General features: G+C 69.7%; 10 protein-coding genes. 5 read left to right on the top strand and 5 right to left on the bottom strand.

Annotated features, from left to right (window positions below; translation table 11 throughout):
- Window positions 1-45: 45 nt before the first annotated feature.
- A complete protein-coding gene (locus tag WA640_RS04745; RefSeq protein WP_245888950.1) occupies window positions 46-1,371 on the bottom strand; it encodes an MFS transporter in 1,326 nt (441 codons plus the stop codon).
- A gap of 296 nt (window positions 1,372-1,667) precedes the next feature.
- Here WA640_RS04745 and WA640_RS04750 point away from each other — a divergent pair, with 296 nt between their 5' ends.
- The 3 genes from WA640_RS04750 to WA640_RS04760 all read left to right on the top strand — a co-directional run bounded on the left by WA640_RS04750 (window position 1,668) and on the right by WA640_RS04760 (window position 3,865).
- Window positions 1,668-2,336: a FadR/GntR family transcriptional regulator gene (locus tag WA640_RS04750; protein ID WP_106364002.1), complete on the top strand. Its 669-nt coding sequence runs from the start codon at window positions 1,668-1,670 to the stop codon at window positions 2,334-2,336.
- Window positions 2,337-2,440: 104 nt separating this feature from the next.
- Window positions 2,441-2,899, top strand: coding sequence for an RrF2 family transcriptional regulator (locus tag WA640_RS04755; RefSeq protein WP_335986343.1), 459 nt, complete (start codon window positions 2,441-2,443; stop codon window positions 2,897-2,899).
- Between the two features lie 42 nt (window positions 2,900-2,941).
- Complete coding sequence (locus WA640_RS04760) at window positions 2,942-3,865, top strand: YihY/virulence factor BrkB family protein (protein ID WP_106364004.1); 924 nt, start codon at window positions 2,942-2,944, stop codon at window positions 3,863-3,865.
- A 64-nt stretch (window positions 3,866-3,929) separates the two neighbouring features.
- Here WA640_RS04760 and WA640_RS04765 read toward each other — a convergent pair whose 3' ends face one another.
- The 4 genes from WA640_RS04765 to WA640_RS04780 all read right to left on the bottom strand — a co-directional run bounded on the left by WA640_RS04765 (window position 3,930) and on the right by WA640_RS04780 (window position 10,888).
- On the bottom strand, window positions 3,930-7,658 hold the full coding sequence (locus WA640_RS04765; RefSeq protein ID WP_335986344.1) for a rhamnogalacturonan lyase family protein: 3,729 nt from the start codon (window positions 7,656-7,658) through the stop codon (window positions 3,930-3,932).
- Window positions 7,659-7,885: 227 nt separating this feature from the next.
- Window positions 7,886-9,133, bottom strand: a complete 1,248-nt coding sequence (locus WA640_RS04770; protein WP_335986345.1) for an RICIN domain-containing protein — start codon at window positions 9,131-9,133, stop codon at window positions 7,886-7,888.
- 227 nt (window positions 9,134-9,360) lie between these two features.
- Complete coding sequence (locus WA640_RS04775; RefSeq protein WP_335986346.1) at window positions 9,361-10,428, bottom strand: PLP-dependent cysteine synthase family protein; 1,068 nt, start codon at window positions 10,426-10,428, stop codon at window positions 9,361-9,363.
- Window positions 10,415-10,888, bottom strand: a complete 474-nt coding sequence (locus WA640_RS04780; RefSeq protein ID WP_106364008.1) for an Lrp/AsnC family transcriptional regulator — start codon at window positions 10,886-10,888, stop codon at window positions 10,415-10,417. The genes WA640_RS04775 and WA640_RS04780 overlap by 14 nt, the downstream gene beginning before the upstream one ends.
- A gap of 226 nt (window positions 10,889-11,114) precedes the next feature.
- On the opposite strand from WA640_RS04780, the gene WA640_RS04785 reads away from it, so the two are divergent.
- Together WA640_RS04785 and WA640_RS04790 are read left to right on the top strand one after the other, a co-directional pair.
- A complete protein-coding gene (locus tag WA640_RS04785) occupies window positions 11,115-11,330 on the top strand; it encodes a BldC family transcriptional regulator (RefSeq protein ID WP_091048212.1) in 216 nt (71 codons plus the stop codon).
- 388 nt (window positions 11,331-11,718) lie between these two features.
- The gene (locus WA640_RS04790; RefSeq protein WP_335986347.1) at window positions 11,719-13,140 is read left to right on the top strand and encodes a glycoside hydrolase family 6 protein; all 1,422 of its coding nucleotides are present in this window, start codon (window positions 11,719-11,721) and stop codon (window positions 13,138-13,140) included.
- Window positions 13,141-13,477: the final 337 nt, after the last annotated feature.

Below are 13,477 nucleotides of genomic sequence, written 5' to 3' on the forward strand. Positions count from 1 at the left end.
CTCAGGTTCGGCGCCGCCTGCGGGGGATCGTTTGCACGATTTCGCCTATTGGCCCGGTTTCGCCTGGGCCAGTTCGTCCTCCACGTACCGTTCGCGCGTCACGTACAGGCCCGTGAAGAACAGGAGCACGGCCAGGACCGACAGGAGCGTGAACGGCACCGTCCACGAGGCGGTGAGCCCGTAGACCCAGCCGACCGCGAGCGGCCCGGACCCGGCGAGCAGGTACCCGCCGGACTGCGCGAACGAGGACAGCGCGCTCGTGCCCGCGGGCGTGCGCGCCCGCAGCCCGAACAAGGTCAGGATCAGCGGGAACACCGAGGTCGCGATCCCGAACAGCGCCATCCACAGCCACGTGAGCGCCCCGCCTCCAGCGAGCCACAGCCCCGCGATGGCGGGCGGGTAGCAGGCCGAGAGCGCCAGGAACGTCGGGCGCGGACCCCACCGGACGGTGAGGATCGGGACGACCACCGAGACGGGGATCTGCACCATCGTGAGCACGCCGAGCATCGACCCGGCCGCGGCCGCCGACATCCCGTCCGCGGCGAGGATCGTCGTCGTCCAGCCCATGAGGATGTACGCGATCGCCGACTGCGCGCCGAACAGCAGCAGCATCATCCACGCCAGGCGCGAGCGGTGCGCCCCGTGCAGGTGCCGCGCCGCGGTCGCGCCCGGCGCGGCCGGGACCGGACGCCACAGCAGCCACGGGACGATCGCGATCGCCGCCGGGAGCGCCCACGCCGCCAGCGCGAAGCGCCAGTCCCCCGACAGGTGCTCAAGCGGCGCGGTCGCGGCGGCCGCGACGGCGGTGCCGACCGCGAGCGTCGTCGAGTACAGGGTGGTCATGACCCCGATCGAAGCGGGGAAGTACCGCTTGACGATCACCGGGACGGCGACGTTCCCGATCGCGCCCGCCGCGAGCGCGAACAGGCTGAACAGGAGGAACAGGGCCGTGTTCGGCGCGTAGGCGCGGGCGACGAGCCCGGCGCTCATCGCCACGAGCGCGCCGGTGAGCAGCAGCCGGGGGCCGAAGCGGCGGGCCAGGCGGGGCGCGAACGCGCCGAGCCCGGCGAAGGCGAGCACGGGGAGCGTGGTGAGCAGCCCGGCGACGGTCTCGGACATGCCGAGGCCGGTGCGCAGCTCGGCGAGGATCGCGCCGACGCTGGTGACGGCGGTGCGGAAGTTGAAGGCGGCGAGGACGACCCCGGCGACGAGCATCCAGCCCGCCGCCGCAGCGCGGCGCGCGGGCGGCGTGGTGATCTCGGCGGCCGGGGGCGGGACCGGGTGTTCAAGGGTGCTGTCGAGGGCGCTGTCCGGGGCGGTGTCGCTGTCGGGCGCGTCTGCGGGCGCGCTGGCAGTGGCATCGGTCGTCACGAGGACGTCTCCTTCCGAGGCCGGGGTGATCGCGGTAGGTAGGCAGGGCGTCGGCAATCGCTGTCCATCGTCCCGGGAGGAGTGCCGGAACACGGTTTCGACTCGATTCGCGGCGGCGGGGCTGGGGCGTCAGCAGCCGGGATAGAATCGAGTCAATTCATAGGATGAATTGACGGCCTGTCAACGGTATCGCGACGGCTGTCTGCTTTAATCCTTCTAGTGTCAGGAAACACGCACACCCCCCATGGCGGGCCCCCGCAAGCCATGGCCGCGATCCGGGAAGGTCAGGTCCGCCAGTGGCATTGCAGTCGACGCGCAAGTCCGCCCTCGTCGATCAGGTGATCGAGCAGCTGCGGCAGCAGATCAGCGACGGCGAGTGGGGCCTCGGATCGCGCATCCCCACCGAGAGCGAGCTGGCCGAGCTCCTCGGCGTCGGCCGCAACACCATCCGCGAAGGCGTGCGCGCGCTCGCCCACGCCGGGCTCCTGGAGATCCGGCAGGGCGCCGGGACGTTCGTCGTCGGCCGCAGCGAGGTCACCGCGGCCGTGCGCCGCCGCATCGCCGCCAGCCCCGCCTCGGACGCCATGGAGGTCCGCCGCGGCCTCGAAGTCGAGGCCGCCCGCCTCGCCGCCCACCGCCGCGACGAAGCCGACATCACCCGCCTGCGGATCCTCCTCGCCGAGCGCGAGGCCACCCACGAGGTCGGCGACACCGAGGCGTTCGTGGCGGCCGACATCGCCCTCCACCAGGCCGTCGCCGAGGCCAGCCACAACAAGCTCCTCGCCGAGCTGTACTCCGAGCTGGCCGAGTCGCTCCGCGACACCGTGCGCGCCGGGCTCGGCCCGGTCCTCGCCGAGGAGCCCCACATCGACCACTCCGTGGCGATCGAGGCGATCATCGCCGGGGACGCGGACCTGGCCGCCGCCGAGACCGCCGCGTACCTGCGCCTGCTCGTCGACGACTAGCCCGGCCCGCCTCACAAGCGATGCCGCGATCCTCGGGAGCGCGGCGCCCCTAGAGATAGAGTCGGAAGCACCGCTCGCCTGAGCGGCACTTGAGAGGAGTCCTCATGCGTCTGTCAGCCCGCGTCGACTACGCCCTGCGCGCCGCCGTGGCCCTGGCCGGGTACGGGGACCGCTGGGTGTCGGCCGAGCAGATCGCCGAGGACCAGGCCATCCCCCGCAAGTTCCTGGAGTCGATCCTGCTCCAGCTGCGCCGGGGCGGCATCGCCACCTCCAAGCGCGGCTCCGAGGGCGGCCACCAGCTCGCCCGGCCCGGCGACCAGATCAGCCTCGCCGACGTCATCCGCGCCGTTGACGGCCCCCTCGTAGGCGTCCGCGGCGAGCGCCCCGAGCAGGTCCCCTACGCCGGGACCGCCGCGGCCCTCACCAACGTGTGGATCGCCCTGCGCGTCTCCGAGCGGAACATCCTCGAATCGGTGTCCCTCGCCTCCGTCGCCTCCGACGACCTGCCCACCTCGGTCACCAAACTCCTCGAAGACCCCGACGCCTGGGTCATCCGCGACTGACCAAGCGCCGCGCGGACGGCCCGGCTCTGCCAGAATCGGCACGTGAAGTTCCCTGACCTGGGCGCCTGGTGGGACCGGGTGGTCGACTCCTCGCGCAGGCGGTCCAACCTGGTCGACCACGCCTGGCGCGCGGGCGAGCGCTACGGCGAGGTCCACTGCGGCCAGCTCGCGGCCGCGATCTCGTACTACGCGTTCTTCGCGGCGTTCTCGATGTCGCTGCTGGCGCTCGCGATCTTCGGGTACCTGCTGAACTTCCCCGACATCTACGACTCGGTGGAGCAGTGGCTGTCGACGAACCTGCCGGTGATCGACATCGGGGTGCTGGAGTCCTCGCGCAAGTCGGTGACGATCTTCGCCGCGGTGGCGCTGGTCGTGGCGGGTGTGGCGTGGGTGCAGTCGGTGCGGGCGGCGATCCGGATCGTGTGGGGCCTCGACGCGCAGCCGGGGAACCCGTTCCTGCGCTGGGCGATCGACCTGGGGATCCTCCTCGGGATCGCGGTGCTGCTGCTCATCACGATCGGCGCGACCGCGGGCGCGGAGTTCGTCATCGGGTGGCTCGACTGGGACCAGGTCACCGGGAACCTCGCGCTGCTGGTCCGCGCCGTGTCGGTCCTGGTGGGCCTCATCGCGAACGCGCTGCTGGCGGCGGTGCTGCTCCAGGCGCTCCCCCGCGTCGTCATGCTCCCGCGGCGGGTCGTGTGGGCCTCGCTCGCGGTGTCGATCGGCATGGAGCTGCTCAAGACCGCCGGGCGCGTCTACGTGCTGCACGTCTCCGACCGCCCGGCCTACCAGGCCGTGACGACCGCGGTCGGCCTCCTGGTGTTCCTGTACCTGTTCAACGTGATGCTCCTGGCCGCGGCGTCGTGGACGGCGACCTCGCTGCGCGGCAAGGCGATCGACCTGTACGACCGGGAGTCCATCCCCAGCGGGCACGGCCGCCTGTACAAGCCGCCGGGGGCGTTCTGACGGCCCGGACGCGGACGCCCGGGCCGTCGGTCCCTATAGGATATATCCTATAGGATATCGGATCTTACGCTGTGGCGCAGACCTGGCCGTTCATGAGGAACATCCCCGGGTCGTCCGGGTCGCCGGTGCCCTGGAAGCCGATCTGCTTCGTCTGGCCCGGCTTCAGCGGGAAGTTCCAGAACGCCGGGTCGGCCGCCATGGCGTCCCCGTCGATCGCGATCTCGCCGCCCCAGTCGTACTCGACCGTGGCGACCCCGCCCGACTTCCAGCGGAGGTCCCACTCGTCGATCGCCGTGTCGCCGGTGTTGGTGACCTTGATCTGGACTACGAAGCCGGAGCCCCAGTCGGCCGCGACCCGGTAGTCGACCTCGCACGAGCCGGCCGCGTACGGCGCGGCGGCCGCGTCGCGGGACGGACCGTACTGGACGGTCTCGTACACCGGCTCCTCCATGTCGTAGCCGATGAAGTAGCTCGGCCACGGCGGCTGGTTGTAGGAGACGTTCTGCCACGACACCGCGAGACGGTACTGCGGGTCGTTCATGAGCGTCGGCAGCGTGTACTCGGTCGGGATGGTCGTGGTGAAGATCCGCACGCCGTCGTTCGACTCCTTGCGCAGCACCACCTCCTCGCGCCAGTCGCCGAGCAGGTCGGCGCTGAGGACCGGGTTGCCCTTGGTGCCGTTGTTCGTGTCGACCCCTTCGGGCGTGAAGATCTCCTCCTGGGTGCCCGTCTCGGGGTCCCATTCGGCGATGAACGGGTAGACCGGCGTGTAGTTCGGCTCGTCGAAGACGTGGTCGAGGATCTCGCGGCCGAGGTCGCCGTCCCACCAGACCATGAAGTTCGCCGAGGGGATCGAGGTCCCGATGAGCGTGCCGTCGGCCGCGCGCAGTTCGCCTTCGCGGGCGTTCCACGCGCCGGTGGCCGACACGGCCCAGCATTCCGCACCCGGGTAGGCCGGGTCGATGTCGCCGCACGCGCCGCGGCCGGTGTCGCGGGTGCCCGGGATCGACCAGAGCACCTCGGCGGTGTCGGCGTCGCGGAAGGCCGCGGCCCGGTTCCCCGAGCAGCTCATGCACTCGAAGGGGCTGAAGACCTCCAGGCCCTCGTTCGACGGGTCGAAGTCGGAGACGTGGAGCGCGTCGCCGTGCCCCAGGCCCGTCGAGTACAGCGGCGTGCCGTCGTCGTTGATCGTCATGGCGCCGAACACGATCTCGTCGCGCCCGTCGCCGTCCACGTCGGCGATCGACAGGTTGTGGTTGCCCTGGCCCGCGTACGCGCCTCCCCAGCGGTCGGAGCTGAAGCTCCAGCGCTTCGGCAGGTTGTCGCCGTCCCAGTCCCACGCGGTGATCTCGGTCTTCGCGTAGATGCCGCGGTTGGTGACGAGCGAGGGGTGCACGCCGTCGAGGTACGCCACGGCGGCCATGAGCCGGTCGCCGCGGTTGCCGTAGCAGTCGCCCCACTGGCAGATGTCGCCGCGTTCAGGAGAGAAGTCGACGGTCTCCATCGCGGCGCCGGTCTGTCCGTTGAAGACCGTCAGGAACTCCGGGCCCTCCAGGATGCGGCCGGTGCTGTTGCGGTAGTCCGCGTCGGCGTCGCCGATGACCGCGCCCGTCCCGTCGACGGTGCCGTCGGCGGTCTTCAGTGCCACTTCGGCTCGGCCGTCAGAGTCGAGGTCGTACGCCACCAGCTGCGTGTAGTGCGCCCCGGCGCGGATGTTGCGGCCCAGGTCGATGCGCCACAGCAGCTCGCCCTGGAGCGTGTACGCGTCGACGTAGACGTTCCCGGTGTAGCCGTTGTGCGAGTTGTCCTTCGCGTTCGACGGGTCCCACTTCTGGACGATCTCGTGCGTCCCGTCCCCGTCGAGGTCGGCCACCGTGGCGTCGGTCGGCGCGTACGTGTACGCGACGCCGTCGGGGGTCGTGCCGCCCTCGGGGCGCTGCATGTCGACGTCGACGTACTGGTCGCCCCAGACCTGGAAGGCCGCGGTGTAGCCGGTCTCGACGCCCTCGTTCACCGTCGCGACCCAGTAGGTGGAGTTCGCGGTGCCGCCCGCGTCGGTGAGGTTCGTCAGCCCCGTCGGCTCGGGCGTGAGCAGGCGGCCGTCGCGGTAGACGTTGAACGCCGTGCCCTCGGGGTCATTGGCGAGGCTGCGCCAGGACAGGTAGTTCCCGTCCTCGACGGCCACGGCGACCGGCGCGCGGCCGAGGCTCTCGATCTGCTCGGCGCAGTCGGCGCACGGCTCGTCGGGGCCCTCGTTGCCGGAGCCGGGGACGTCGCCGATCCTGGTGAGCTCCAGGCCGTTCAGGTGCCCGGTCTGGCCGGTGACGTTGACGTTGAGCTGGCCGTCCTCCACGACGATGCCCTCGAAGTCCTTGGTGAGGATCGACTTCGACCCGGCGTTCGCCGCGCCGTAGTCGACGCCCTCGAACTTCAGGTTCGTGCGGGCCGAGCCGACGTAGTCGCCGACGATGACGCGCGCGCTGTACAGGCCGTCGGCGACGTCCACGGCGAAGTCGTACGAGCCGCCGAACCAGGCCACGAAGTCGGAGCCCAGCGGGTCGGTGGCGACGCCGCGGTCGCGATCGATCGCGCCGGTCATGTCGGTGGTGAAGCCGTAGCCCTTGGCGGCGTCGTACACGGTGCCGCGGTTGACCTCGGTGTAGCCGGGGGCCACGGTCTGGCTCGCGGGCCCGAAGTCGTACTTGAACCCGGCGGTCGCGGTCGTCACGGTGAGCGTGTCTGAATAGGACGACTCGCCCTTGCCGTTGACGGCGGCCACCGCGAACTCGTACGCGGTCTCCTCCGCCAGGCCCGAGACGCGCCCGACCCCGACGGTGGCGGTGGTGCCGAGGCGCCATTCACCGCCGGGTTCGCGCACGTAGACTCGGTAGATGTCGGCGTCGTCCTGGTCGGCCCAGTTGAGGGTGACGCTGGCGTTCGCCACGGTCGCGGCCACGACTCCCGTGGGGGCCGCGGGAACGGCGTCCGGCGGCGCGACGTCCACCACGTGGTCGCTCAAGGGGAGTCCGAGCGTGGCGGTCTCCTCGGCGACCAGGCGGGCCATCTGGATGGCGCCGTACTCCTGGAAGTGGGTGTCGTCGGTGGTGCCGTTGGGCCGGTTCGGGTAGACCCCGGCCGGGACGTGCAGGAACACCGACTTGGACTCCTCGGGCCCGATCTCGTTGAGGTAGGCGCGGGAGGAGGCCGAGAGGTCGACCATCGCGACCCCGGTCTCCTCGTGGAGCTCGTAGACCTTCTCCACGTACTCGGGGAAGGAGGTGTTGAACTCGCCGGTGTCGGCGTTGAAGCTGCGGCGGGACACCGGGGTCACGAGGACCGGGATGGCGCCCTTCTCGACCGCGCCCGCGATGTAGTAGTCGCGGAGGTACGTCTTGTAGTCCTCGGGCGAGGTGTACCGCTCGGGGACCGAGACCGTGGCGTCGTTGTGGCCGAACTGGACGAACAGGTAGTCGCCCGGCTGGATCTCGTTCAGGATCGCGTCGAGGCGGCCCTGCTCGACGAAGGACCGCGAGGAGCGGCCGCCGATCGCGTGGTTCGCGATGGTCACGTTCTCGTCGAAGTACCGGTCGATCACCTGGCCCCATCCGGCCTGGGGCTCGTAGTAGGGGTCGTAGGTCTGGACGGTGGAGTCGGAGGCGAGGTAGACGGTGATGCCGTCGTCCTGGGCCTGGGCGGGGGCGCCCGCGGAGAGGACGCCCGCGAGGGCGGTCGCCCCGGCCAGGGCGGCCGCGAGAGCGCGGCGCCGAGGGGGTCGAGGAGTCGAAAGCCTCATGGTCACTTCCGTAGTGAGAGGAGGGTGCCTGCCGCGCACACACGAATGAAACGATTCAATCGTGTCGGAGAATACGGGGCAAGCGGTTGCTACCTTCGGGACGGTACCGAGTGGAGCCTCGAAAGTCAATACATGTCGATACATGTTGGAAACGGTGTCGGATTCGCGGCGGTTTGCGGGGCCGCCGGATCGTGCATCCTATAGGAAATAGGATGCACGATCCCGGGCTAGCGGACGTGTGCGGCGATCGGGCGACTCAGGGCCTTCGCGCCCTCGGACACCAGGCGCGCCATCTGGTTCGCGCCGTACTCCTGGAAGTGCGTGGAGTCGGCGAGGCCGTCGGGGTAGGCCGGGTAGGCCCCGGCGGCGAGGTGCATGAACACCTGGGTCCGGGCCCGGTCGGGGGTGATCGCGTTGAGGTAGGCGCGCGAGCGGGCGCCGAGGTCGATGAAGGACACCCCGGTCTCGCTCACGAGCTCGCGGACCTTCGCCGCGTACGTCGCGAACGACTCGTTGAACTGGCCCGAGGAGTTGTAGTCGAGCCGGTTCACGGGCGTGAGCAGGACCGGGATGGCGCCCTTGGCGGTCGCCCCGGCCATATAGTGGTCCCGCAAGTACATCTTGAAGTCCGCGGGCGAGGTGTACCGCTCGGGCTTCGACGAGTCGGCGTCGTTGTGCCCGAACTGGACGAACAGGTAGTCCCCCGGCTGGATCGCGTCGAGGATCGTCGTCAGGCGCCCCTGCTCGATGAACGAGCGCGAGGAGCGGCCGCCGATGGCGTGATTGGCGATCCGCGTGTTCGCGTCCATCCAGCCGCCGAGCTTCTGGCCCCAGCCGGTCATCGGGTAGACCGAGGAGTTGTAGGTCTGCGCGGTGGAGTCCGAGGCGATGTAGATCGTCGGGGTTCCGGAGGCGGGCGCGGTGTCGGCGGGGACGAGCTTCCACTGCTGGTTGAGCCCGGCGACCGAGTCGTACTGCGACAGCCGCGAGCCCAAGGCGATGTTCCACTCCCACACGTCGAGGGCCTTGCCCGAATTGCGGTTCACGAACCGCAGCCAGGTGCCGTCGTCGAGGACCTGCCACTGCTGGTTCGCCTGGCCGTTGGACGGGTACTGGATGACGTCGGCGCCGTTGGCGGTGGACTTGCCGTAGACGTCGAGGACTTGCCCGGAGTGGCGGACCTCGATCCGGTAGTAGCCGCCGCCCGCGTCCACGAAGCGGAACTGCTGGTTCGCCGCATAGGTGCGGTTGGCCTGGACGAGCTTGGCGCCGCCTGCGGTCGAGGCCCCGGCGATCTCCAGGACGAGCCCGGAGTAGCGGGACTGGAGGTGGTACCAGGTGCCGGGGGTGAACGCCGCGCTCGCGGCGCCCGCGCCGAGGAGCCCCCCGGCGGCCGCGCCGGCGCCGAGGCCCGCGAGGAGGCCGAGCGAGCGGCGGCTCAGCTTGGCGCCGAGCGGGTTCGGGAATTCGGACATGTGCGCTCCAGTGCGTCGAAGTCGAGGGCCGCGGCGCCGCGGCGGCGCCGCGGCCCCTGTGAGAGGCGGGGATCGGCCGGTGGAGGGGACGGAGGAGGATGCCGCCGCGGCGGCGCGCCGGGAACCGCGCAGCGGGCGTGAAACGATTCATTCAAGCATCGATGTAATGATGTTTTTCGATTTGTTTTGCCGGGTATCGTAACGCGCGGAAAGCGCTAACACAAGTGTCAGGGCAGGATCGGGGCGAGGCGCTCGGCCGCCGCGTCGAGGTCGATGCCCTGCTCGGCGACCCACTCGTCGCTGAAGTAGCTGGTGGCGTAGCGCTGCCCGGAGTCGCACAGGAGCGTGACGACGCTGCCGCCGCGCCCGGCCTCGCGCATCTCGGCGATGAGCGAGAGGGCCGCGACGAGGTTGGTGCCCGTGGAGCCGCCGAGGGGCCGGCCAAGGCGCTTCGACGCCCAGCGGAGGCACGCGATCGACTCGGCGTCGTCCACTTTGACCATGCGGTCGACGAGGGAGGGGATGAATGAGGGCTCCACGCGCGGGCGCCCGATGCCCTCGATGCGCGAGCCGCGGGCGGCGGACGCCTCCGGGTCGCGGTCGCGCCAGCCGGAGAAGAACGCCGAGTGCTCGGGGTCGACGACGCACAGGTTCGTGGCGTAGCGCCGGTAGCGCACGTACCGGCCGATGGTGGCCGAGGTCCCGCCGGTGCCCGCGCCGACGACGACCCAGGCCGGGACCGGGTGGCGCTCCAGGCGCATCTGCTCGAAGACCGACTCGGCGATGTTGTTGTTCCCGCGCCAGTCGGTGGCCCGCTCGGCGTAGGTGAACTGGTCCATGAAGTGCCCGCCGGTCTCGGCCGCGAGCCGCTCGGCCTCGGCGCAGACCTCCGACGCCTCGCGCACGAGGTGCGCCTTGCCGCCGTAGAACTCGATCTGGCTGATCTTGGCGCGGCTGGTGGACTCGGGCATGACCGCGGTGAACGGCAGGCCGAGCATCCGCGCGAAGTACGCCTCGCTCACGGCCGTCGAGCCGCTCGACGCCTCGATGACGGGCGTGCCCTCATCGATCCAGCCGTTGCAGATCGCGTACAGGAACAGCGACCGCGCGAGGCGGTGCTTGAGCGATCCCGTCGGATGGGCCGACTCGTCCTTGAGGTACAGGTCCACGCCCCACTCGGGCGGCAGCGGGAACGGCAGGAGGTGCGTGTCGGCGGAGCGGTTCGCGTCGGCCTCGACGGCGGTGATGGCCCAGTTGGTCCAGAGCCGATCGCGGGTGCGGTCAACCGACTCCATCGAGGCCGCCGTCCTCCGGGATCGGCTGGGGCCGGTCCTCCCATTTCGTGGAGAGCGTGATCGTCGTGCGCGTCTGCGCCACACCGGGAATCGCGCCGACCCGATGGATCAGCTGTTCGAGGTCCGCCATCTTCGGCACGCGCACCTTCAGCTGGTAGCACTCGACCCCGGCGAGGAAATAGCACGACTCGATCTGCGGAATGGCGCGGAGGCGTTCGCAGATGTCGAGGTGGTCCGCCGAATTGTCGGGAATGATGCCTATGAGGGCGGTGATCCCGAGTCCGATCGCCTCGGAGTCGATCACGGCCTTGTAGCCTGCGATGACGCCGTTGCGCTCCAGTTTCACGACGCGGTCCTGCACCGAGGGCGCGGTGAGACCGACCCTGCGCGCCAGTTCGGCGTAAGAGGTCCGCCCGTCGGTGCGCAGCAGGTTCACGATGGTCCGGTCGATCTCGTCCACTCCATGAGGATAACGGGAGTTGCATCTTGGGTCCTGTGCCTACCTCATACCCGGGAACTCCTAGAGCGAAGGAATCAGCTCAGAGCGCCGTTGACATACGCGTGGTACTTTCAGGCAATACCTACCGACCGAAAGTATGTCCAAGAACTCATGGCAGGTTTGACTGAATAGTGGTGTAATGGGTTTAACGCACGAAGTGAGTCTTCATCACGGGGAGGAAGAAATCATGGAGACCGAGGACCGCCTACTGACACCCGGCGAAGTCGCCTCGCTGTTCCGCGTGGATCCGAAGACGGTCACGCGATGGGCCGCGGCGGGCAGGATCGGGAGCATTCGCACGCCGGGCGGCCACCGTCGGTTCCGCGAGTCAGAGGTCCGGGCCCTGCTCGAAGGGGACGCCGGAGCACAGGCCACGTTCGAATCGGGGAACGCCCAGTCATAGCGCGGCAGCACGCCGCCGGGCCGCCGAGAGCGGCCGCCAATCAGCACATCTGCCTGGCACAAGCCGGTCCAGCGCAGCGCACCGCGGCCTTCGGGCCGGAGGGGGACGCGCGAACGGACCGGCTTTTCGCTTGCCCTGAATCGCCGGTCTATATCCACATCGGACCTGATTTGTTCCTTTTAGGGCAATTGCCCACTCTTTGCAGTCGGACCAATACCCTGAGTCGCCATCTATGCCGCCAATCTGACTTTTCTGGATTCTCCGGTCGTGAAGCCCTTGACATCACTGTGATACATAGGCAAACTTCGATGTGATGTTGGGAGCGCTTCCGTGGACACCCGGTACACGCGGAGCCGTTCCCCAGCCCCGACCAGCAAAGGGAAGGCACATGACGCTCAACCGAAGCAGACACCACAGCGGCCCCAGGAGACTGGTGGCGCTCGGCGCGGCGGCGGCCGCCGCCGCGACCGTCAGCGCCCTGGCGGTGACCACGGCCGGCGCAGAGGAGCCCGTCGAGGCCCAGCAGACCAAGGTCGACAACCCCTACGAGGGCGCGCAGGTCTACGTCAACCCCGTCTGGTCGGCCCTCGCGGCGGCCGAGCCGGGCGGCGACGCGATCGCCGACCAGCCGACCGGCGTGTGGCTCGACCGCACCAGCGCCATCGAGGGGAACGACTCCCCCACCACCGGGTCCATGGGCCTGCGCGACCACCTCGACGAGGCCGTCGCCCAGGGCGCGGACGTCATCCAGATCGTCATCTACAACCTGCCGGGACGCGACTGCGCCGCGCTCGCCTCCAACGGCGAGCTCCCCGCGGACGCGATCGACCGGTACAAGACCGAGTACATCGACCCGATCGCCGAGATCCAGGGCGACCCGGCCTACGCGGATCTGCGGATCGTCAACGTCATCGAGATCGACTCGCTGCCGAACCTGGTCACGAACGTCTCGCCGCGGGCCACCGCGACCGCCAACTGCGACACGATGAAGGCGAACGGGAACTACGTCGACGGCGTCTCCTACGCCGCCGCGACGCTCGGTGCGCTGCCGAACACCTACAACTACCTCGACGCGGGCCACCACGGCTGGATCGGGTGGACCAACGACGACCCGCAGTACGACAACTTCCACGCCTCCGCGGCGCTGTTCGGCTCGCTCATCGGCGAGAACGGCATGACCGCCGACGACGTGCACGGGTTCATCACCAACACTGCGAACTACTCGGTGCTCGAAGAGCCCTACTGGGAGGTCGACCAGGTCGTCGGCGGCAAGCCGCTCAACCAGAACGGCGACGTCAAGTGGGTCGACTGGAACGCCTACAACGGCGAGATCGACTTCTCGACCGCGTTCCGGGACGAGCTGGTGTCCAACGGCTTCAACGACAGCATCGGGATGCTCATCGACACCAGCCGCAACGGCTGGGGCGGCCCCGACCGGCCCACGGGCCCGTCGACCTCGACCGACCCGGTGACCTTCGTCGACGAGTCGCGCATCGACCCCCGCTACAACAAGGGCAACTGGTGCAACCAGGACGGCGCGGGCCTGGGCGAGCGGCCGCAGGCCAGCCCCGAGGCGGGCATCGACGCCTACGTGTGGATCAAGCCGCCCGGGGAGTCGGACGGCGCCTCCGAGGAGATCCCGAACGACGAGGGCAAGGGCTTCGACCAGATGTGCGACCCCGCGTACGAGGGGAACATCCGCAACGGCAACAACCCCAGCGGCGCGCGCGGCGAGATGCCGCTGTCGGGCCACTGGTCCTCCGAGCAGTTCGCCGAGCTGCTGGCGAACGCGTACCCGCCGGTGAGCTAGGCGGGGACAGGGCGGACCGGCACTCCGCCCGCAGGAAACGGCGGGGCCGCGCGTGAGCGCGGCCCCGCCGCCGCGCGTCCTCCTCCGCGAACTTTTTCTAAGCTCCCCTTCGCGTTTCCGCGGGAGCGTTTTCACTGATTCAAGCGCTTGCCGGGCGGCCGGTCGGCCGTGAAAGCGGTGGCCCGTGCCCTCCCATGCGCGAAATATCCAGCCGGACCTCTTGACAGCCCATCTATATATCGGAGATTATCAATGCACATCTTGGGAGCGCTTCCCTCGATGGACACCCGTTCCGGGCTGCGCGGTTGCGGCCCTTCAACCCCGAAGGACATCGAAA

The sequence above is a fragment of the Glycomyces sp. MUSA5-2 genome (assembly GCF_037034145.1).
Classification (GTDB): Bacteria; Actinomycetota; Actinomycetes; order Mycobacteriales; family Micromonosporaceae; genus Glycomyces; species Glycomyces artemisiae.

Bases quoted from the DNA above. Each gene is read 5' to 3' on its own strand.
- WA640_RS04790 (WP_335986347.1), top strand. From the start codon at position 11,719: ATGACGCTCAACCGAAGCAGACACCACAGCGGCCCCAGGAGACTGGTG.
- WA640_RS04785 (WP_091048212.1), top strand. From the start codon at position 11,115: ATGGAGACCGAGGACCGCCTACTGACACCCGGCGAAGTCGCCTCGCTG.
- WA640_RS04765 (WP_335986344.1), bottom strand. From the start codon at position 7,658: ATGAGGCTTTCGACTCCTCGACCCCCTCGGCGCCGCGCTCTCGCGGCC.
- WA640_RS04770 (WP_335986345.1), bottom strand. From the start codon at position 9,133: ATGTCCGAATTCCCGAACCCGCTCGGCGCCAAGCTGAGCCGCCGCTCG.
- WA640_RS04755 (WP_335986343.1), top strand. From the start codon at position 2,441: ATGCGTCTGTCAGCCCGCGTCGACTACGCCCTGCGCGCCGCCGTGGCC.
- WA640_RS04775 (WP_335986346.1), bottom strand. From the start codon at position 10,428: ATGGAGTCGGTTGACCGCACCCGCGATCGGCTCTGGACCAACTGGGCC.